General features: G+C 38.5%; 19 protein-coding genes. 4 read left to right on the forward strand and 15 right to left on the reverse strand.

Translation table 11 applies throughout. The features are described 5' to 3' along the window. Nucleotides 1-345: 345 nt before the first annotated feature. The 3 genes from J2S10_RS21325 to J2S10_RS21335 all read left to right on the forward strand — a co-directional run bounded on the left by J2S10_RS21325 (nt 346) and on the right by J2S10_RS21335 (nt 2937). Nucleotides 346-1053 carry a 3D domain-containing protein gene (locus J2S10_RS21325; protein WP_307412099.1) on the forward strand — a complete coding sequence of 236 codons (708 nt, stop codon included), beginning with the start codon at nt 346-348 and terminating at the stop codon, nt 1051-1053. Between the two features lie 1154 nt (nt 1054-2207). Further along, nucleotides 2208-2648 carry a hypothetical protein gene (locus J2S10_RS21330; RefSeq protein WP_307412104.1) on the forward strand — a complete coding sequence of 147 codons (441 nt, stop codon included), beginning with the start codon at nt 2208-2210 and terminating at the stop codon, nt 2646-2648. Between the two features lie 55 nt (nt 2649-2703). Then, a complete protein-coding gene (locus tag J2S10_RS21335) occupies nt 2704-2937 on the forward strand; it encodes a hypothetical protein (RefSeq protein ID WP_307412107.1) in 234 nt (77 codons plus the stop codon). 558 nt (nt 2938-3495) lie between these two features. On the opposite strand, the gene J2S10_RS21340 is transcribed toward J2S10_RS21335, so the two are convergent. The 10 genes from J2S10_RS21340 to J2S10_RS21385 form a co-directional block, all read right to left on the reverse strand. Further along, nucleotides 3496-4404: a heme o synthase gene (locus tag J2S10_RS21340; protein WP_307412110.1), complete on the reverse strand. Its 909-nt coding sequence runs from the start codon at nt 4402-4404 to the stop codon at nt 3496-3498. A gap of 70 nt (nt 4405-4474) precedes the next feature. Continuing rightward, nucleotides 4475-4789, reverse strand: a complete 315-nt coding sequence (locus J2S10_RS21345; protein WP_307412113.1) for a cytochrome o ubiquinol oxidase subunit IV — start codon at nt 4787-4789, stop codon at nt 4475-4477. Further along, complete coding sequence (locus J2S10_RS21350; protein ID WP_307412116.1) at nt 4790-5401, reverse strand: cytochrome (ubi)quinol oxidase subunit III; 612 nt, start codon at nt 5399-5401, stop codon at nt 4790-4792. 5 nt (nt 5402-5406) lie between these two features. Then, nucleotides 5407-7413, reverse strand: a complete 2007-nt coding sequence (locus tag J2S10_RS21355; RefSeq protein ID WP_307412119.1) for a cbb3-type cytochrome c oxidase subunit I — start codon at nt 7411-7413, stop codon at nt 5407-5409. Between the two features lie 22 nt (nt 7414-7435). After that, nucleotides 7436-8338 carry a ubiquinol oxidase subunit II gene (locus tag J2S10_RS21360; RefSeq protein WP_307412121.1) on the reverse strand — a complete coding sequence of 301 codons (903 nt, stop codon included), beginning with the start codon at nt 8336-8338 and terminating at the stop codon, nt 7436-7438. A 322-nt stretch (nt 8339-8660) separates the two neighbouring features. Continuing rightward, a complete protein-coding gene (locus J2S10_RS21365; protein WP_307412124.1) occupies nt 8661-8792 on the reverse strand; it encodes a hypothetical protein in 132 nt (43 codons plus the stop codon). 160 nt (nt 8793-8952) lie between these two features. After that, entirely contained in the window at nt 8953-11259 is a 2307-nt protein-coding gene (gene helD, locus J2S10_RS21370) for an RNA polymerase recycling motor HelD (protein ID WP_307412127.1), read from the reverse strand. Nucleotides 11260-11400: 141 nt separating this feature from the next. Beyond that, nucleotides 11401-12435: a M28 family peptidase gene (locus J2S10_RS21375; RefSeq protein ID WP_307412130.1), complete on the reverse strand. Its 1035-nt coding sequence runs from the start codon at nt 12433-12435 to the stop codon at nt 11401-11403. 263 nt (nt 12436-12698) lie between these two features. After that, the gene (locus J2S10_RS21380; RefSeq protein WP_307412133.1) at nt 12699-12902 is read right to left on the reverse strand and encodes a YbdD/YjiX family protein; all 204 of its coding nucleotides are present in this window, start codon (nt 12900-12902) and stop codon (nt 12699-12701) included. Further along, nucleotides 12895-14970 (reverse strand): carbon starvation CstA family protein, encoded by a 2076-nt coding sequence (locus J2S10_RS21385; protein WP_307412136.1) that lies wholly within the window; start codon nt 14968-14970, stop codon nt 12895-12897. The genes J2S10_RS21380 and J2S10_RS21385 overlap by 8 nt, the downstream gene beginning before the upstream one ends. A gap of 459 nt (nt 14971-15429) precedes the next feature. On the opposite strand from J2S10_RS21385, the gene J2S10_RS21390 reads away from it, so the two are divergent. After that, nucleotides 15430-16671 carry an LOG family protein gene (locus J2S10_RS21390; protein ID WP_307412137.1) on the forward strand — a complete coding sequence of 414 codons (1242 nt, stop codon included), beginning with the start codon at nt 15430-15432 and terminating at the stop codon, nt 16669-16671. A 189-nt stretch (nt 16672-16860) separates the two neighbouring features. Here J2S10_RS21390 and J2S10_RS21395 read toward each other — a convergent pair whose 3' ends face one another. From J2S10_RS21395 to J2S10_RS21415, 5 genes are all read right to left on the reverse strand, one after another. After that, nucleotides 16861-17166, reverse strand: coding sequence for a hypothetical protein (locus tag J2S10_RS21395; RefSeq protein ID WP_307412140.1), 306 nt, complete (start codon nt 17164-17166; stop codon nt 16861-16863). A 67-nt stretch (nt 17167-17233) separates the two neighbouring features. Beyond that, complete coding sequence (locus tag J2S10_RS21400; protein WP_307412142.1) at nt 17234-18283, reverse strand: glycosyltransferase; 1050 nt, start codon at nt 18281-18283, stop codon at nt 17234-17236. Nucleotides 18284-18380: 97 nt separating this feature from the next. Next, a complete protein-coding gene (gene folE / locus J2S10_RS21405) occupies nt 18381-19004 on the reverse strand; it encodes a GTP cyclohydrolase I FolE (protein WP_307412145.1) in 624 nt (207 codons plus the stop codon). 64 nt (nt 19005-19068) lie between these two features. Then, nucleotides 19069-19752, reverse strand: coding sequence for a helix-turn-helix transcriptional regulator (locus J2S10_RS21410; protein ID WP_307412149.1), 684 nt, complete (start codon nt 19750-19752; stop codon nt 19069-19071). A 518-nt stretch (nt 19753-20270) separates the two neighbouring features. Further along, nucleotides 20271-22286, reverse strand: a complete 2016-nt coding sequence (locus J2S10_RS21415; RefSeq protein ID WP_307412152.1) for a glycosyltransferase family 39 protein — start codon at nt 22284-22286, stop codon at nt 20271-20273. Between the last annotated feature and the right edge of the window lie 123 nt (nt 22287-22409).

Consider the following 22409-nt stretch of genomic DNA (forward strand, 5'->3'; position numbering starts at 1 on the left):
AAAATCAATTTGTATTAAAATAACCACCTTAACATACCTCATGCGGTAGTAAAAACTATTGGTATTGGAAGTAATTATTGGATTTAATTAAATTTCTGGTTTCTATTTTGTAATATTATTGCAACAAATAGGACCAAAGCACCAATAGGTATCCTACTGGGCTTTTTGAGGCTAAATAGACCATAAGAAAGATAAATTTTTTAATTATTCAGTAAACTAAGAAATATCATTGTAATATAATTGCCATTTATGTAAACGAGTTAACATCTCTCTGTTATTTGCCTATTAGGAATCCGTGTTACGATTATGAAAAATTAGCAGACAAAGAACATGGGGGATAAAAGAATGCTAACTAAAATTAAAATATTAATAGCAGTTGCTGTTCTCTCAGGAACGGTGAGTGCTAATGTACAAGCTGCAACGGTTCAAAATGGGGACACCCTATCAACCGTTAAACATACATCTTTAGATAACAACCAGAAGGTAAACGCTACTACAGACATTATTCACCCTGGGGATCAAGTAACAATTGCACCGGAAAAAAAGTATACCGTTCAACAAGGGGATACATTATGGAGTATTGCTATGGAAAACCATATGAACATTAAAAAAATCACGGAAGGGAACAAATTCATTTCCGATTTCATTCATACTGAGGATGGCTTAAATAATATTAATAATCCTTTAACAGAGAAGGATGCTAATCAAGCCAATAATGCAAATGCAACTAATATAAATGCTGCATCAACAAATAGTTCAAGCCCAAAAGAAATAACAGTGAAAGCTACAGCTTATACAGCTTCATGTGAGGGATGTTCCGGTATTACAGCTACTGGCGTTAATATTAAAGCAAATCCAGATGCGAAGGTCATTGCAGTTGACCCAAAAGTTATACCTCTTGGCAGTAAGGTTTATGTTGAAGGCGTGGGTGAAGCAATCGCCGCAGACACTGGCGGTGCGATTAAAGGAAATAGAATTGATGTCTTCGTTCCTTCCGAACAAGGCGCAATCAACTTTGGGGTAAAATACCTAAAGGTAACAATATTAAATTAAAGTATGCCTAACGATCTTAGGAACTCTTTTACCAAAAACACTGCAACCCCTATTGTGTATCATGGGGTTGCAGTGTTTTTTAATTTATATCTTTCATGTCCATGAGGGCAGCCACTTATTCATCGTACACATTATCAATCGGTGACCCCCAATCCACAATAATGGGCTTTTGTGTCACGCGGTCAAACAATGATACCTTTAGAGCCAAAATCTCTACTATCAATTAATGGAAATATAATCCTTCACAAATTGCTAGGCGTCCAAACAATTGGCACGATTAACCTTATTTAGTACAACATAAATCAAATATTTGTGCATAAAATGAATTATTAACAAGATACAGAATTCAAGGGGGAATGGTGTGAAGCAATTAGATAAAAATGTAAACACTTACAAATTTTTAACACCCTTATTCTTTTCTGGAGTTTCCTTCTGCCTTAGCTTCTACTTTTGCATATTAGGGGTGTCCCTTTATATTTATTCCCTTCCAATCTATGCATTTTTGCTGCTAATCTCCTTATTCCTTTTTTATCAAACTGATAGGCAATTAAATCATTTCCTGAAAAAGGGAATAACGACATTTACTCAATATCAATTTTATCATTACTGCATTTGCATTTATTTAATGTTATCGTTTGTATTATTTGGGGTATCCGTTGCCTATCTTCCTTTCTATTACAACGGAGGATTAATTTTTGTTTGGTACTGTGCTCCAATGTCTCTACTTTGCTTCATTAGTTTCATACAATCGAAAAAACGAATAAATATTTTAAAAAAGAAATTTCAATATAATATTCCAGAAAAGAAATAAATAACGGCATTTTATCATGTAATTTATTGTGCACTATTTTGACTCGGAGAAGTGCCAAAGTAGTTAATTTTCTAAAGTAAAGAGGCAACGACCTTACTCGTTGCCTCTTTACTTTTGGCATCTTGAGCAAAAGATAGGTCAGACATATAAAAAATCATTTTTAACTATTCTGTGGTTTAAGAAATTCAATGTAGAAAGCTTTCCTACATAAAAGTTGTCCAATTTGTGTTCAGTTTATTAAAAAAGTTATTAATGGGGATAATATTGAACAAGACTGGATATATTTGTCTTCATTATTGAAATAATTTCACGCAAATGAATATTAAAAAAAAGGGGTAAAAAAATGAGGAAAAAATTATTTATCGCCATTATGGGAACACTATTAACACTAAGTCTTGCAGGTTGTGGAGATGCACTAAACAATAGTCGAAACGATATTCAATCTCAAAAAACTAGTTACACTAAACGTTCTTTAACAGCGCCCTTCTCAGATTTGCTGTATGGATTTTCAGCCATAGAGAAATACGTAGCAAATGGAGATTATGGTGCTGCAACTACTCTTTCAAATAACCTTTACGATGAATTTCACGACGCCATTCTGCCTCCATTAAGGGCGAAAAAGGGCAAAGCATATGCAGAACGCATCGATAAAAATTACGATGAGCTGCAAGTGGCCATTTCAAAAAAGGATAAATCTAAAGTCACAGAACTTATCAAGGAAAATCGAGATAGTCTCAAAACCATTGCTCCCATTTTGGGTGTTTCAGTCATTTCATCAGAATAAAGATTGCTCATCCTTGAAGCAAATCTTAAGAACAAAAAGTTAAGGAGGAAATAATATGGGAAGCTTTAGCATAAAATTGACGATTGTGGAAGTGATTATCGGAATACTGCTCCTGATTTATGAGTTTTTTACCGGACACCCATGGACTGTCGACGGAGTACCATGGACAATGGATGAAAATTTCCACTTTAACCTCGCACTTGGTTTTTTTTCCGCCGCAGGATTCACCTTTATTTTAGGTGCAATTGTTGGATCTATCCAAAGTAGAGATCAATCGTACAAAGAATGATCTCTTTCCTAAAGAAAAAACCTGATTGCCCGGTGGATTGGATATGGAACCACTTACATTTCACCCCTTACTGAACGTAAACCAGCCTCACCCCTACTCTAGAAGCTGGTTGCTCATCCTATTGTAGAGTTGTTCAGGGGTTAAAACAGTTTTATAGAAGGGGGATAAAAATGGAGTCTATACTGTATACTTGTACCTATATTGGATTGTTTGTAGCAGCTATGGGAATCGCCTCATTTATGTATTATAAAATGATGACTGAAGAAACCTAATCCTTACTTTCATAAAAAACGGGCTTTGCTAATTATTCCAGCAAAGCCCGTTAGCATATTTTCAAGTTGTAACCTTTTCGTTCGAAGAAAGTATTTCTTATCCTTTGTATCAGTTATTCTTTCATTGATTTACTAAACATAATGGTTGTTACGATCAGAGTCACACCAAACAATCCAAGTATAAGAAAAAGTCCGTAATCCATTTTTTCACCCCTTCGTACCCTTTAGTTATACCCTTAATGGTAATATTTCATCTTCCACTTATTTCCATTCGCGCAAATCTTCTCTATATGATTCCAATTACCATTGCTGAAAACACCCCTAAAATATAGAACAACGAGCAAATAAACGTCCGTTTTGCCCAAATAAATAAATGGTCTTTCTCTTTCCACATTCTCCATGTGCAATAAAGAAGAGCACTGTTAAACATGATGGCACCAGCAAGGTAAAAGGTATTAAAATTCCCACTTATGTATAGGACGATGGAACAAAGAAATAAAAGAGCCATATACATAAGACTTTGAATTTTGGTTGAACGAGGCCCTTTTACTACAGGCATCATCGGAATCCCTGCCTTTGTATATTCGTTATTCTTGTATAAGGCAAGCGCCCAAGAGTGCGGGGGAGTCCATAGAAAGATCACCAGAAACATTAACCATGCCGTAACATTTAAACTATTCATGACGGAAGCCCAGCCAATTAAAATCGGAAACGCGCCAGCCCCTCCACCAATGACGATATTTTGAGGTGTACGGCGTTTTAACCACATCGTATACACAACAGCATAATAAAAATACCCTACAGCATTTAATAAAGCTGTGAGAGGATTTACAAAGAAAAAAGCGATGACAACAGATAGAACACCTAATACAATACCAAACCTTAAAACAGATGAGGGATGGATCACCCCTGCAGGAATGGGCCGCTTTGCTGTCCGCTCCATCAAACCATCAATATCTCGGTCATACCACATGTTGATGGCCGCGGATCCTCCAGCAGACAGCGAAGCACTCAAAAGCATGGCGAAGATGACAAACTTCGAAGGTATCCCTCTTTGTGCAACAAATGCAGCACAAAGGGAAGTAAAACTAAGCATCATTAATATTTTGGGTTTCGTTACATCTATAAAGGCAGAAATGGTTTGCGTCCAGCGATTTAATCGTGATAGCTGATGAATTTCATGAACAACTGCCACAGATTCCTCACTCCTTTGTGTTTAACTTTCATCGCCCAGCGAGTCATATCCTTCGCTGGGCGATCAGTTTCTATTGAACCACAGAGTTAAATTCCATAATCCATATTGCTCCGATAACGATTGTTAGAACGAAAACGATACCTAAAATTAATGCTACTGCATTGTATCTAGGTCCTTCTCCTTCACGAATATGCATGAAGAAAAATAGCTGAATGACAAATTGCAAAGTAGCGGCGATCAAAATACTAATCGTAAGCGCTGTTTTGGCCATCATATGGTTCAAGGCAAGAACAAGCGGGATGATCGTCAAAATAATCGATAAAACGAAACCAATGACGTACGCTTTGATCGAACCATGTTGTTCAGCGTGTTCGGGATTAGACATTTACATCACCCCCATTAAATAGACAACGGTAAAAATGAAGATCCAAACGGCATCTAAAAAGTGCCAGTACAAACTAATAATGGAGATTTTCCGTTTGGTCACTGTGGTAATCCCTCTTCGAGAAAGCTGAATCATCAATCCAATCATCCACATAATTCCAAATGAAACGTGCGCCCCGTGTGTTCCGACAAGACAGAAGAAGGAAGTAAGGAAGGCACTTTTAGAAATAGTAGCTCCTTCGCGAACCATGCTTGTAAATTCATTGATTTCAAGACCTACGAACGTTGCCCCTAAGGCTGCTGTAACAATCAACCAGCCAATTAGTGCTTGTTTATTTCCTTTGTGCATGGCTAAAACCGCTAATCCACTCGTAAAGGAACTAATCAATAGAATGAATGTTTCCATAATAAATCCGGGAACATCAAATTCCTTAGCTGTAAATCCACCATTTGTATGGGTGTTTAAAACAGCATAAGCAGAGAAAAATGTAGCAAATAAGAGACAGTCGGTTACAAGGAAAATCCAAAAGCCTAAAATCTTTAATTCCTCTTGGTCTACATGGCCATGGTCGTGACCATGGCCAGAAGCATGAGCAGAAACGCTTTGTGACATACTTACTACCTCCCCAACGTTTCTCCAATTGGTTTATTATCAACTGAAGGGACCTTATTCCTTAACGTTTTTTCAATTCGTTCAATTTCATCCACTGGAATGTAATAATCCGTATCATATTGGAAGGAGCGTACGAATAAGGTGACCGCTACACCGATTAATCCGGCAAATCCCATCCAATACCATTGGAACGTAAATCCAAATCCAGCAACAAAGAAGAAGCATGACATGATAAAAGGAATACCGGAGTTTTTCGGCATATGAATCGGTTCATATTTTGGTGTTTCTTCTTTGTATCCTTCTTGTCGCATTTCTTCTTTTTTGTACCACCAAGCATCGCGGCCTTTTACTTCAGGTAATACGGCAAAGTTGTATAACGGCGCTGGAGAAGGAATCGACCATTCTAATGTACGGCCATTCCAAGCATCACCTGTTAGATCACGTTTACCATATTTCATGCTATAAAGAATTTGCCAAACTTGGATGATGAAGGCAATCCCCATCAGGAACGCACCTATCGAAGAGATGAAGTTGAGCGGAGCCCAGCCCATATCCCAACCAGCTGATTGGTTATATGTATAAATGCGGCGAGTCATCCCCATAAAGCCAAGAGCATATTGAGGCATGAAGCAAACATAGAAACCGATTTGCCATAACCAGAAACCCCATTTTCCGAGCGTTTCATTTAACTCAAATCCAAAAATTTTCGGGAACCAATAGTACATACCTGCTAAATAACCGAACACCACACCACCGATTAACACTTGGTGGAAGTGGGCAATCAAGAAGTAACTATTGTGATATTGATAATCTGCAGGTGCTGCAGCGAGCATGACACCTGTTGCTCCACCGATTAAGAAAGTGGGAATAAACGCAAATGTCCAAAGCATTGGCTGCGAAAACATCACACGGCCGCGGTACATGGTAAACAGCCAGTTGAATAGTTTAACACCTGTTGGTATCGCGATAATCATCGTACAAATGGCAAAGACAATATTAACGTCCACGCCGGCACCCATTGTAAAGAAGTGGTGTACCCATGTATAGTAAGACACGACGGCGATCGCAATCATGGAATAGACCATGGAACTGTATCCAAAGATCCGTTTTTTAGAGAATGTGGCAACTACCTCAGAGAATACCCCGAAAGCAGGTAAGACAACGATGTACACTTCAGGGTGGCCCCACATCCAAACCAAGTTTACCCACATCATCGGGTTACCGCCAGCAGTCATGGTAAAGAAGTGGCCGCCAAGTAAACGGTCGATGGTTAACATGACTAATATAACCGTAAGAATTGGGAATGCACCTAAAATGGCAATCGATGAAGACAAAACGGACCATGTAAATAAAGGCATATCCCTTAAACGCATGGATGGGGTCCGCATTTTTAAGATGGTGACGACAAAGTTAATTCCTGTTGCCAAACTACCGATACCGGAAATTTGGATACCCCAAATCCAAAAGTTTTCCCCCGGGCCTGGGCTAAACATTGTTTCAGATAAAGGCGGATAAGATAACCATCCTGAACTTGCAGATCCGCCAATCACGAAAGAGATATTAAAGAGCATGGCTCCAATAAAGAACAACCAAAAACTAACTGCATTTAAAAGTGGATAGGCAACGTCACGAGCACCAATTTGCAACGGAACGACGATATTAAATAAAGCAAACATAAAAGGCATGGCCATAAATAAAATCATGATGGTTCCGTGTGTGGTGAAAATTTCATTATAGTGGTCCGAAGCTAAAAAATGGCTGTTTGGCACCGCTAGCTGTATACGCATTAAAATAGCATCTACTCCGCCGCGGAATAGCATCAGCAAAGCAGCTAAAAGGTACATAATACCGATTTTTTTATGGTCAACCGTTGTAATCCATTCTCTCCAAAGCCATCCCCATTTTTTTAACATTGTGAGGGAGACGACAATCGCCACCGTTGCCAAAACAATCGAAACGTCTGCACCATAAATCATAGGATCGCCAGTTACAAAAAAATGTGATGTATTCATGGAATCATTTCCTCCTGTTTAATTATTTTGTTTTTTGCATAGGCATGTCTTCACCCATATCGTGCATATGGTGGAAATAGGTTCCGCCATTTTTATTCACGATGTTTTCAAATAAATTCTTAGGATAGGAAGAAAAGCTTAATTCTTTCACATTACTTGGTTTTGACAATTCTATGTACCCGGCATCTGAAAGCGCAGGAGAATTTTTCTTCAAACCAGCTGCCCATTTATTGAAATCAGCTTGACTTACAGCTTTTACTCTAAAGTGCATATGTGCAAATCCTGTTCCGGTAAAGTTTGCACCCGAACCGAAATAATTCCCTACTTTATTTGCCTGAAGCCACAATCCCATTGACATACCAGGCATCGTATATTCTTGACCTCCAAGCTGTGGTACCCAGAATGAATTCATCGGCGCATCAGAGGTTAAAACGAATTGAATGGGAACGCCTGCAGGAATTTCCGCATAGTTGACCGTCGCGACCTTTTGACCAGGATACGTGAACAACCATTTCCAATCCAATGAAGTCACTTGAACAACAACCGGTTTCACATCCTTTACAGGAGGCTTGGATACCTTAATAGCTGTTTGAGCTGTGAAAACACCAAGAATAGCTACAATCACCACTGGAATTCCCCACCAAACTACTTCCAGCACTTTGCTATCATCCCATTCAGGTTGGTATGGTGCATTGTTTCCGGGCCTATCTTTATAACGAATTAAAATATAAACAAAGATTACCAAAACCGGAATGATAACAACTGCACATAAAATGACTGATATAATAATCAAACGTAACTCTTCTTGACCGACAGGTCCTTTTGGGTCAAGAACAATATATTTACTCCTGTCACAACTAGCCAAAAGCACTGTGCCCAACAAACCCAAGATAGAAAATTTACTATATCGAATCCATTTTCTCACTTTCAAATTCCCCTTCGTTTTAATTTGTGGTTTTTAACATAAGCAATTTGTCATTAGTAGTAAATATAGTGCCCAACTCCTTTGGCATAATACCAAAACATGGAACAAGATTATATGTTATGACAAAACCCTCAATTTTTTCCACAAGATTCTTCCATTCACTCTTTATATAGTAAAAAATGAACAAAGAGGACGTTGGTCGAAAAAATTTTTCATAAAAAAAAGACTGACTTAGAATGTTCACAAATAAACAATCATTTAGTCAGTCTCTTTTACCCTATTTAAAATGTATTACTATGATTTTTCCGATAAGATAAACTTACTATTGTTTTTTAATAGGTGTACACACAGCATATAAACTTTCTGAAGGATATGAAACATTGACTTCAATGACCTTATATCCATTTCTATTTTTATAGTCTTGATTGCTAATTGAAATTTTCTCAATATTCATCTTACGTTCTTCCTTCCTAACTCATTTCTCACACAGAAGCTAATATATGATGGGATTAAAAAAATGTACCACTTTTTTATAAAATTATGCTAATCAAATAGAACTATTTTTTGAATTACTTTTAAACCGCAGGGACGGTTCGCACCAAGCTGTTTTTTATTCAAGAAACGAAATGTAAAGAGTCCGCCCTATTTAATAAAAAGTCTGAAGGGTCTTTCCCGTATAAATACAATCGATGCATCGGTCTTGTCATGGACACGTACAGTAATTTGATGTCTAATTCTACGTTTGTGTATGGTTCTTCCAAGCATACAATCAAAACAGCATCAAACTCCAACCCTTTTGATAAATAGGAAGGTACAATCACCACATGCCCCTTCTTCATGTCTTGTTTTTCTTCTAATAATTGAATGGGAAGATGACTCTTTTCCACGATCTGATGAATTCTTTGACATTCTCTGTCGGTTCGCCCAATGATCGCAATGGAATGAAGCTCTTCCTCTTTGAGTGAGGCAATATCTTGCTCTAGCTGAAGCCTAACCTGTTTCGGATTAACTGGGTCAATTGTTTTAAACAATGGTTTTTGCCCATGTCGAATGACGGGTTCGACCTTTGGCAAGTCTTGATCGAACAGCTTAAGGATATCATTGGCCAAATTCATGATTTCAACGGTTGTTCGGTAGCTTTTTTGTAGGGCTTGATAATTCGCATTTGGGAAAATCTCTTTCAATACAGGGGCCCAACTATTCAAGCCGCGATAGGAATGAATGCCTTGTGCTAAATCTCCGACAATGGTAAACAAGTCTGTTTCGAAGCCTTCCTTTAATGCGGCAAATTGAAAATAGCTGTAATCCTGCGCCTCATCAATGAAGATACTTCGCATTTTATATTTTTCATCGATGCCTTCTAATTTGGCCTTCATATAAAATAACGGAGCTAAATCCTCCAGTTCGAACGCATTTTTATCAAAAATCCGCTGACAAAATTTACTTAAAACCTTGCATTCTTGATCTGAAAGAGTAGTTGAATGTTCTTTTATCCTTTCAGGGGAGGACATCAATTCTTTGTATAAGGTAAAAATATCTTTCATGACAAACGGTTCCATATATTTTTTTACCGCTGTCTTTGATTCCTTCTCCACCTTCGCTTTTCTTTGATCTTTCATATCCATGAGGTCAACCACTTTATGCTGTCTTTTTTCCGATTGCAGCCTCCTGCTATAAAGAATCTTTTCTAACGCATCATCATATTTCGTGTTGAGTTTTGATAGCATGATGGATTTCTTCTTTTTCAAATCATCTTCTAATAAGGATTTTATTTTTCCAATCCTTTTATAGATTGGTAAGTAGGTATATTCTTGTAAAAATAGTCGATTGAGCTTTTTTCCCTTCATGAGAATCGATTTTTCTACAATAAAATCCTCTCTAGGGGCAAGTTTATATTCTAATTCTTTGATATAACTATAGATTACTTCCTTAAATTCGAGTGAACCCTTATAACTGGACACCCATTGCATTGACTTGGATTTTCCTTTACCTTCAAGAAGTTTCATCAGCTTACCATTAGGGGAAAATAGTCTTATTTTCTGCCCTAAGCAACTTTTCATAAAATCAATAAAGGTCGTTTGATTAATTTTGTTGACCCCTAATTCAGGTAAAACGGCAGATATATAATCGATAAACAATCGGTTTGGTGCGAGAATCATTAATTTTTCTGGAGGAAATTGATAACCAAAGGAATAGAGAAAGTAGGATATTCTATGGAGTGCGATTGTTGTCTTCCCGCTTCCCGCGGCCCCTTGAACGATAATGGGGTGTTTCAGTGATGCTCGGATCACTTCATTTTGCTCATTTTGAATGGTCGCAACGATTTCTGTTAAGCGATTGTCTGCTTTACCTGACAATGATTTCTGCAAAAGTTCGTCGTGGGTGGTCAAATCGATGTCCCTGATGTCTTTTAATAATCCATCGATAATTTCATACTGCCTTTTTAATGATAAGTAACCGGTTTGTGTCTCCCCATATGCTTCATAAGAAACCTCTCCAAGGCGGCCGTCATAGTACACATTGGCAATCGGTGACCTCCAATCCACAATAATGGGCTGTTGGGTCACACGGTCAAATAACGATACCTTGCCTATGTACAAAATTTCTTCGCTTTTACTGCTATCGTTTGTAAAATCAATCCTTGAGAAATAAGGTTTGCCGATCACGCTTTCTAACCTTTTCAGTTCACTTTCAGCTAATTCAAGAAAACTTGCATTCGCGAGGAGATCCGTGTAACTTGCACTACTGTCCTGATTGTCTAGGTCAGCAAACGCTTGTTTCATATTTTCAACAAAAAATTCTTTATTCCCCTTAGAAATCTCTAAAACAGTTCGTATATATTCCTTGGTAAACTCTAAACGCTCCACTTCTCGTTGATAATCTTTATGGTCACGGACAGACACTTGATCTTTGGCACTCATCCTTTTAACTAGTCACCTCACTATTCAATGATGGAAACATGGGATATTTAGATTAACCAAAACTTTTATCCTAGTCAAGTTCCAACCTCTAGCGGGACAGGTTTTTACTCATTTCGTTCCCGTTTTCCCCTCGTAGAATTATTATAGTAACTTCATAGCTTTCAACGTTAATCTGATTTTTTCTAGATTCATCATTTGACCTTTCGATATTTCTCTCATTAACACTTGACATATACGATCAAGATTATGATAGGAATCAAGTTCGACTTTCAAAAATCGTCCTAGCTCAGCTGCTTCAGATTTACGATTAAATAGAGGAACGTCACCGGATGGGAGTAATGGCTGACCACTCTTGTCATCAAATTGTGAGTTGATATTTAGTACGCTGTGTATAATGAGAGAAACGATTTTCGAGATTTTAATTAGATTCAGTTTTTCAAATGTATCTTCAGGAGTATGCAAGTAAGCATAATGACCACATGTAAAAAATAAGTTAGGAATTTTGCGTCTATCAAAGATGTAATTATCGGATAAATGAAATAATTCTCGGTTTCTCAAGCGATAGACTTGTAGATCCTTTACATTTCCTTGCGCAAATTCAATGGATTTTGAAAGAATTGGGCATGTATTGGCTCCAATAACAAACAAGGATTGTTCACGATTTTTTACAGGGACATTATGACCACATAAATCTAAGATATATGCCCCGAGGAAATCATTGTAGTTCAATATTTTTTGAGACTGATGATAAAATTGAATACTTCCCATGCTATTGGTCATGAAGTATCTTGGCTCTTCCATATCAAAGATGGCTAAAACAATCGTAATAGTTAATTTAGTTGTTTTTAATGAATCAAGTACAGACATTAATATACCGATGGATGCCGCGTTATCATTTGCCCCCGGACAGCCATGTATATGATCATAGTGTGCTCCTAAAAGTAACCATTTTTCGCCGCTCCCCTTTTTTTGGGCAATCAGGTTTCGGCCAATCTGTCCATTAAAAGCTGTGTAGGTTTGTTCCCATTCCTTATCGAATAATGGTGTTAGCGACAATCTTTCAAATTGTTCTACAATAAGACTTCGAGCAGCATCATGGCCTTTTGTTCCGGGAACTCTCCCTTTAAGGCTTGGATTGGATAGCTTTTCTATGAATTGTACCTGCTCTTTTTTCACCGATTACCCTCCTTCTCTTGATTAGCAGCATCCATTATTTATCGATATTCTCATCATTATACTTACGGTATAAAAGTACATTTAATACCCTGCACCAAAGTAGTAATCAATGTTTTTAATAAAAAAACAGCATCAAATTCGCTTGATGCTGTTTTCTTATATGTTTAACCAAATTGGATGGCGGTACATTGAAACAACCAAGATGATTTTGTTTACGATAGGTATGTACCGTACTTTTATGCAATCTTTCTATTCGTGTCTGTTTAACAGCACCTTGAAACCTTTCCGCCCTTGGCGTTGTAACGTGCTTCTTGTGCCTCACAGAAAAACTCTTTCCTTGATTTAACCGGCATGCCGGGATGGTGTGATTCCATATGTTCGACGTATGTTTCGTAGCTTGGAACTCCGACCAGCAAACTGATGAATTGCTTCCTGTAGGCGCCTAGTTCCTTTAATTTGTTAAGCATATTTTGTAATATCCCCTTTATCACGCTGTACATATGGTGACTCGTGCAACGGTAATTTGTGGTTTGTTATGACTTTAAACCAGATTCGGAGTGCAGAGATCAAGACGACAATGACAACAACCATAAAAATAGCAGTAAGTGTGGCATCCACATAATCGTTAATCAGTACTTGTTTCATTTGTGCAGCAGTTTTCGCTGGAGCAAGGATTTTTCCAGCATCATTTGCCTCACTAAAAATTTTCGCATGGGCAAGGAAGCCGATTTTTGGATTTTCATGGAATAATTTTTGCCAACCTGCGGTTAATGTGACAATTAACAGCCACGTTGTTGGTAGCAGTGTTACCCATACATATGCTTTTTTGCCCATTTTGTAAAGGATCGTTGTACCAAGAAGTAAGGCAATTCCTGCCAGCATTTGGTTGGCTATTCCAAATAGCGGCCATAACGTATTTATTCCACCCAGTGGGTCAATTACTCCTTGATATAAGAAGTAACCCCAGAAGGCGACGCATAATGCTGTTGCAATAAGATTAGGTATTAAAGCCTCTGTTTTAGCAAAGGGCTTATAAACCGTCCCGATTAAATCTTGAATCATGAAACGCCCAACACGTGTTCCGGCATCAATCGTGGTTAAAATGAACAAGGCTTCGAAAAGGATGGCAAAATGGTACCAAAAGGCCATTAATGCCTTACCACCCATTACTTTTGAAAAAATGACAGCCATACCAATCGCAAGGGTTGGTGCACCGCCAGTTCTTGATAGTATAGTTTGCTCACCCACATTTTTTGCAATTGTTGTTAAAGCATCCGGAGTGATCGTAAATCCCCAACTTGAGACGGTATTCGCTGCTTGGACAACATCCGTTCCGATTAGGGCAGGCGGGCTGTTAATCGCAAAGTAAATCCCGGGCGTCAACACGCATGCAGCAATCATGGCCATGATGGCAACAAATGATTCTGTCAGCATCGCTCCAAAACCAATTGGTCTAGCGTGTGATTCACGCTCAATCATTTTAGGTGTTGTGCCCGAGGAGACCAGGGCATGGAACCCGGATACAGAACCGCAAGCGATTGTAATAAATAAGAATGGGAAGAGATTTCCGGCGAAAACCGGACCCGTTCCATTAATGAATTTAGTCAGGCCGGGCATTTCAAGATTAGGTGCAACGATGATGATTCCCAAGGCTAATGCAAGGATTGTTCCTACTTTTAAAAACGTACTTAAATAATCACGAGGTGCTAAAAGAAGCCATACTGGTAAGACCGATGCAATAAAACCATAGATGACCATCATGATCGCAATGGTTTCACCTTTAAAGGTAAACATACTGGCTAATGTTGGATTTTCCGCAACCGTTTGGCCAAAGTAGAGTGAGAAAAGCAATAATACGATTCCAATTAAGGATGCTTCTCCAACACGGCCCGGACGAATATAGCGCATATAAATCCCCATAAAAATGGCAATGGGTATGGTGGCTGCAATGGTGAACATCCCCCATGGACTACCTGTCAATGCTTTCACAACCACCAATGCTAAAACGGCTAATAAGATAATCATAATTCCTAAAATGCCAATCATGGATATCAGACCTGTTACTCGACCCATTTCGTCTTTAATCATTTCACCGAGTGACTTTCCATTTCGCCGCATCGAGCCAAAAAGAATAATGAAGTCTTGCACAGCACCAGCTAGAACCACACCCACCACAATCCAAATGGTTCCCGGCAAATACCCCATTTGTGCCGCAAGAATCGGACCGACTAATGGTCCTGCACCGGCAATGGCAGCAAAGTGGTGTCCAAATAGAACCCATTTGTTTGTTGGAACATAATCTTTTCCGTCGTTATTGATTTCTGAAGGTGTTTTGCGTGTGTCGTCAAGCTGAAATACCTTATTGGCAATAAACCTGCTGTAAAATCGATAAGCAATCGCATAAACACAAACGGCAGCTGTTAAAAGCCAAACTGCATTAATACTTTCCCCGCTGTTTAAGGCCATCACAGCAAATCCTGCCGCGCCCAGGGCGGCTATTACCCCCCAAACAAGAATAGATTTAAGCGCTTTCAAATACCATCGCCACCTTTTCTATAATCTACCAATATTATATTTTATTATTCTGATAATTTAAATAACTCATTTGTACTATTAAGTTATTTACGCTTTATATGAGCTAATTGATGAATGAATATAAGATCTATTGGAATAATATGGCGCACCACTGGCGGATAAAGTGCTCCAATTAGCGGATAGAATATTTCAAATGTCGGATAGATCACTAATCTGGTTAGACTCTGCATGAAAGACTTGGTTTAATAGATAATCCCTGCTTTTCATCGACTAGAATTTATAATGTTGGTTTTCGATTTCCCATTCGAGAATCTGCATTTCTAAGACCCTTCTAATGCTGAGAAAAATAATTATGAATAAAAATAATGAGGAAATTCAAACTAACGATAGTAAATTTTGGACAACCTAAAATCAACCAGCCAATGCATTGAATGAAACTAATAAAGGAAGGTTGTTCCGATGAAACAATTTGAACTGTATGGCACGGTCTTTTATGAACCTGCTACAAATAAATGGACAGGGTCGGGTACAGGTTGGTGGATTGAAAAAACGGATAAGAATATTGCCAAGATAACATTTGAAGAACCTATAACGTTTGATCCACGGACACCGTCAAAAACGAATGACTACAGTCTATCCATCAGTAATATCCATGATAATGGAAATATAGTTTCTTATAATGTAGACGAGAACGGGTTTATTATTCGATGGGAGAATTACTCGAATGAAACATGCATTGCTTCCTTTCATGTCATAGGAACTAAAGTCTGTTTCATCCCCAACGATAGGACTCTCGGAACGGATGAAAGTGTTGCCGACATCTATGCTGCTGAGCTTTTATTTAGTTATGAAGCGAAATATGGAGTCGTTACGCTAATGGGTTCAGGCTCAATTTCATGTAAAGAAATTGCCGAGAAAAGTCTAACCATCCTGAACAGCCATGCCGAAAAATTGCATTCCGATATAGAAAAGGAGAAAGACCCCTTCTGCATAAGGCTGCTCGAAGATAAATTGGCAAGAACGAGTGATCGGATAGAACGTCAACATAGAATGGTCGAAAAGAGCGCAAAATTTTGGGATTCGGCTCTAAAATTCGGGGAGTTGTGGGGACATTATGCTGCCAAGGAACAAGAAAAAGCACTAGGAGGCTGTTATGTGCCCCTTTGTACCGGCGGCGGGCCTGGGATTATGCGGGCAGCTGCCCAAGGGGCAAGAAGCCAGGATGCCCATGTTATTGGGATCGACTGTCAATTTGGTGTGGATAATTTTTTCAATTTAAAGGATACCTACTCTGTCTACTCCAATCAGCGATTACGGATGAATAACTTTTCGATTAGAGAGGGCGTACTCATTAATTACTCTCATGTCATCCTGTTTTGGCCTGGGGGGTTTGGTACTTCCTGGGAAGTATACGAAACTCTTTCAAAAATTCAAACCAATCACCTTCGAAGACATCGAACCAAGGCTATTTTTGTTCATCCAGAGTATTGGGAGCCCCTATTTAAATGTATCGATCATATGCGTGAATATGGTGCAATTAATAGCTATGGGGATCGTATTAAAATACCCGGTGTAGATGACCAATTACCTGATGAAGCATATATTGCCGAAGTAGCAGTAAGTCCGGAGGAAGCATTCGAAAAGACAAGGGCTTTTATAGAACAGCTATTCCGGAAAAATCAATTAGCATTAAAAGCCTAAATATCAAAGATTTCGTGCTGTGCTTCCACCGAAACCAACACTTTTTTGTACATTCGCATAACCGAGAAAAAGCAAAAATGATTCATTAGAGATTTCGAAATCCCATATTACATAGAATATAAGAATTAGGACTAACTGTGAAAGGTTAGTCCTTTATAAAATTTAATGTAGACTTCCTTTATTGACTGCCTATTTATTATTTTTTATCCATTCTATTAGTTCTGATATTGCATCTTCAAAATCCACTGCAGCCGTTCCGTCTTCTGGAATTTGTCCCATACTGTTTTCGAATTCGTTCAACCTAATTGAAAGCTCTTCCAAGTTTTCATCGGACTTCTGCTTCTTTGATTGATAATTTTTAGCTTTATTCAAAAGGTCGCTGAATTCATTATCTTCTTCGATTTCGTCAATCAGGCTCCAAAACTCTTGCAGTACCGTCTCTAATTTTTGCGCAGAAGTGTGAAGCTTTTGTAATTTTTCAATGGTGGATTTCATTCCTGTACTCCTCTCATACTCAAAATTCATGATAAAAACGACCGTTTATAAAACTTATAAAGTAACATTAGTTCATTTTTGCTAAGGCTGCCGACAATTCTGCTTCTGGCTTTCCACTATTACTAAACCATTGATCAAAGAAATCCCTATAGCCCTGCTTCATGACTTTACTAGAAAAATGCTCGAAAGCATATTGTCGATTTTCAAAAGAAATCCTTTTTGATGAAGCTGCAGCCATGTTCACAAGCTCAAACCAGTTCTTCTCATTACCAGAAAAAGTGTGTTTTGAACTTATATGATCGTAACAGGGGTGTTCAGGTTTAACTACTATTTTCCCCATTGCTAAAGCTTCTGATAGGGGCATGGCAAAAGTATCAAATTTTGAACTAGACCAATATACCTTTGCAGTGTTCATAAGAGAAAATATCTCGTCTTGTGTTAATGCAAATTGTAAATTGACATTTCCAGGTATTTTATACCTCTTTATACTTTCTTTATAACGTAATCCGCCAAAAACCATAAACACCTCTTTGTCCGGATTTTTACGCGCATACTCGAAAACAAGATCAGGACGTCTATTTTCCTCGTCCCTTCCAATCCAAAGTACGCGATTATCTACGATTTGAGAAGGATCAAAATACTTCTCTGCTAAACTTTCATTGAAACCAATTGGAATAACTGTTACGTCTTTTACGCCAAATTTTGTGTCTAATTCACGTTTAAGAAATTCTGTTTGTACAATCGCCTTATCAACTATTTGATAAAACGGCTTCATCATTTCATAACCAGTTAAGGCTGGATCTGGAAAACTATGTGGGAATAAAACGCTATTTTTAATGAACATTTTTAAATAGGTAAATCCTGAAACAGTATATATAACATGATCAATGTTTTCCGAGTTGATTTTATCCAAAACAATATCGTAGTTTACTAAATCACCTTTTTCATGCTCATAGCCTGGAATCCAATCATAACCGCTAACATGGCGATCGGGGGATATAAAAACAATGTCAACACCAAATTCTTTGCAGATTTGCTTTAATCGATCAGCAAAGACCCGAGGTCCTTGGGACTCGGTATATTGTATCTTTCTCATGACTAATCCAACTTTTTTCATTGATACCCACCTTCATGTTGTACCGGATTAAATATAATAGTAGCTTCATCTAAAAAATTCATATCTTTCATGAGTCATTTAACCCAAAATTCCATCTTTATCTATGAAGTAAGGACAAAAACTCTGCTCGTGCGTCGGATTGATCCGCAAATACCCCGCGAACAGAAGAAGTCGTTGTGGATGCACTGGTTTTTTTGATTCCTCTTCCACACATACACATGTGCTTTGCTTCGATTACCACCATCGTACCTATTGGCTCAAGAACTTCTTCAATAGCCTCTGAGATCTGTGTCGTTAGGCGTTCTTGGACCTGAAATCTTTTTGCGAATCCTTCAACCATTCGCGCAATTTTGGACAAACCAGTTATTTTCTCATTAGGTATATAACCAACGTGGGCAACACCGAAAAATGGTGCAAAATGATGCTCACATACGGAATGAAACTCAATATTTTTTACCAGAACGAGTTCTTGATGGTCGACATCAAACGTTTTTTCGAGATGCATTTTAGGATCTTCTCGATATCCTTCCGTATATTCAAGAAATGCCTTAAACACCCGATATGGCGTTTCTTGAAGACCGTCACGGTTAGGGTCATCTCCGCATAATTCGATTAAATCTTTGACCCCTTCCATAAATCGATGAGCTTGGTTGTTTTTTTTATTTAGATCAACTAAATTTGGAAATTCCTTTGTAATTAATATTCTTGTATCAATAGCCATTTTGTTTACCTCCACTTTCTTTTCAATAAAAATTATAATTTATGAAGTTTTGAACAACTCAATCCTAAGTTTCTGGAATAAAATCATAAGAACCTTTTTGAATTGGCTCGTTTAGCAATACCCGAAAAGCACAACGTCCGTCCCCATTCTGAAAACGTTCTTGGCGTATGACTCTATAGCCAAGTAACCGAGTAAGGGCTGTAACGGTCACACTACAAAGGATCGGACGCCGTTTGGCAACATTTAGGAACGGACAATTTCGTTCAATCAAGTAGAGGCCGTCACCTGAATGATCTACCTCCATAAAAGAGTCATCTTCCAAATAAATTTCCTTGAGAGCTTCTATACGTTCGGTTAAGCTTAACCCTTTTAGACGTGTTTCCCACTCTCGTACCCTTGCCTCCGTCATCATAGAAAGCACCTGTATTAAAGCCTCAGGTCCTAACTGATCAGCGACGGTGTCAAGGACTTCTACAGTGAGGGAGTCATAATGCTTAGGGAATAAGTGATCACCCTCAGAGGTGAGACTATAACACGTCGATGGGCGTCCTCCACCGTTGCCTGGATCTCTTTTCAAATTCCGTCCAATCCACCCTTCATACTCTAGCTGCAAAAGGTGTTGTCGTATGGCTTCACGCGTCATCTCTAGTCGAGAAGCAAGTTCTGCAATCGTAGCTGGTCCATCACATTTAAGGGTACGAAGGATCGTTTGACGAGTTTCTGGTAGCTGTTCTATACTCAAACCCATACTAATTTCCTCCTAAAATACCGATTTGTTGTCAATTTTCATCAGATGTGCATTTTTAAAAGTAGTACCTTATGTAGAAATCCTTGAATACCTCCAAAGATATGCTTTTATCCTTAATTTACTTAAATTATAAAGGTTTGAAATAAGTTATACAATATATAACTTGCATAACTTGTATATATACAAAGTCTTTTTTCGGGAACTTAAGTGAAAATAGATGGATCGAAATATAGGACTGGGGGACATAAAGGATTAACCTCTTTTTGAAGAATAACTGTTTCTCCAATGCCTTACCTGCACAGAGCGTAGTAAAAATTCGATATTTAGAAATAAAAAAATGCAGAGGAATAAACCTCTGCACCAATCAGACGACAAATTAGATTTTTTTTTCGATTTGTCATCCTCACATTTTTCAGCCTTCATAAGGGACCGCGGAACCTTTTTTCTCTGTAAAAACAGAATTTTTTCCAATCGTGAATAACATGGTACACCCTTTTTCTCAAGAATTAAAGGACGTCTTATTTTTTGACATATTCATAAAGTGTCATTGAAGAATTTCCAAATCCTAACCGACCCCGGTTTTGACTTGGCTTAAATGGTGTGTCCTGCCACTTGTATCCGGGTACGACAAGACAGTTGGTTTTGATCCAATTGAGGACAGCTGATTGTTGATGACCAAATGACCTCTCTTGCAGAAGGAAATAGCGGATTTGTCCTTCATTGACCAACTTTTGCAGCTTTTCAACTGTAAGTGCCGGATCATTTCCCATAAATCCCCCCATTGCCATAACAGGAAGGCCGGTATCAAGAATAATAGGTGCAGCCGACGTGGCATTTAATGTTGCCACCAGGTATGTTCCTTCTCGATAATTCGATTTTAAATAGTTTTCAAGATTAGGATTGGATGTCATCCCATCTCGACCATGCTGGGTTTTTAGCTCCGGACCTGCAAACGGTTTGGTTACGTTACCGCCATATTCAATTGGAGTCATCGCCCATGCTGTAGGAGCAGCTATTAAAGCCAGAACACCCGCCACCATTACAATGATAGAAATACCTCTCTTACCAGGAGCATTTATTTTTTTGACAAACATCAAACAAATCAAAGCAATTATTGTCAGAACCCCGATTGTAATCGAAAGCGGGTCCCGTAATGTTGGGTATTTCCATACTACAGAAATTTCAAAGACCACGGTGCACACCATAGCAAGAGGTAAAAACCAGCTTTCTTTTTTTTCTTTTGCACCCCATTGTTTCCACATTTCTTTAAAACCAGCTCCGGCCAAAGCTGCAATACCCGGAGCCATCATTACCATGTAGTAACTGCTGAACCTTTTTGCAATACTGAAGAAGACAAGCATGGTTAAAACCCATACTGTCCATAAAACAACCGTTTGCCGCTTACGTTCAATAGGAACTCGAAAACGCGTGCCCCACAAGAGTGAAATAACACTAATTAAGACACCCGGCAAAAGCCAACTGAGTTGACCATCCAATTCAGGAGTTGTAAAAAGTCTGAAAATGCCCGTGTTACCTGTTTGTCCAAATCCGGAAAAAAAGTTCCCCTGATTCCGTGACATATTTCTCATGAACTGAGGGTTATGACTGTTCATAGGCTGCCCCATTGATGATTGGACATTCGAGCCTGCCTTTCGGTGAACCTCGTTACTCCCGTTCCAATTACTGAACTGCTGGCCTTGCTGTGGGCTCATGTGGAAATTTCCTTGTTGACCTCGCTGTTGACCAACCAACCGATTGATCCCGTTATAACCAATCGCTAGTGTGATCATCGAATTATTTTGTGTACTACCAACATATGGGCGCTGATCTGATGGAACCGAATCAACAATAATCGACCAAGATAAGGAAACAACCATAAGGACGATTGTAGCTACCAATAGGTGAACCAGCTTTTTAGTCCAAGTTAATTTGGGGGAGATCAAATAAAAAAGGTAAAAGGCCGGTAGTACGAGAAACGCCTCCATCATCTTAATGTTAAACCCGACTCCAACTAAAAAGAAGGCGAGCACCAACCATTTTAAATGACTTTTCTCTACCGCTTTGCTAATCGCCCAAGTGGCTATCAGTGTAACGAACATAAGCATGCTATCCACTTCATTCGTCCGGTCCGCCGCCACAACAATCGGGGTTAGTGCCAAAAATAAGGCTGCCAAAAGCCCGGCCCCACGTCCAAACACACGGGCCACAAGATGGTAAAGTAATGCGACCGCTAACACACCGGCCAATGCTTGAGGCAGAAATAAGCTCCATCCTTTAAATCCGAAAATATATGCACTTAATGTTTGAAACCAAAAACCAACTGGTGGTTTATCAATGGTAATAAATCCTTTGGAATCAAATGAGTTAAAGAAAAAGTTGTGCCAACTGTCCATCATACTTTTTACTGCAGCAGAATAATAGGTATTTCCATACCCCTCCTGCCCTAACTTATAAAAATTAAGAATGATAGATAAGAATAGAATTGCTGCCAGCCCTAGATAATGCCACTTGAATTTTAATTTTCCTTGGCCCATAGAATCACTCATACCCTTCATTTATTTATCAATATTCTAAACATACGAAAGCGATATTGCCGGAATATGAAGTGAATATGAACAAAATGTGAACTTTCGAGGGTATGTAGAACAAAATATAAT

Source organism: Neobacillus ginsengisoli, assembly GCF_030813055.1.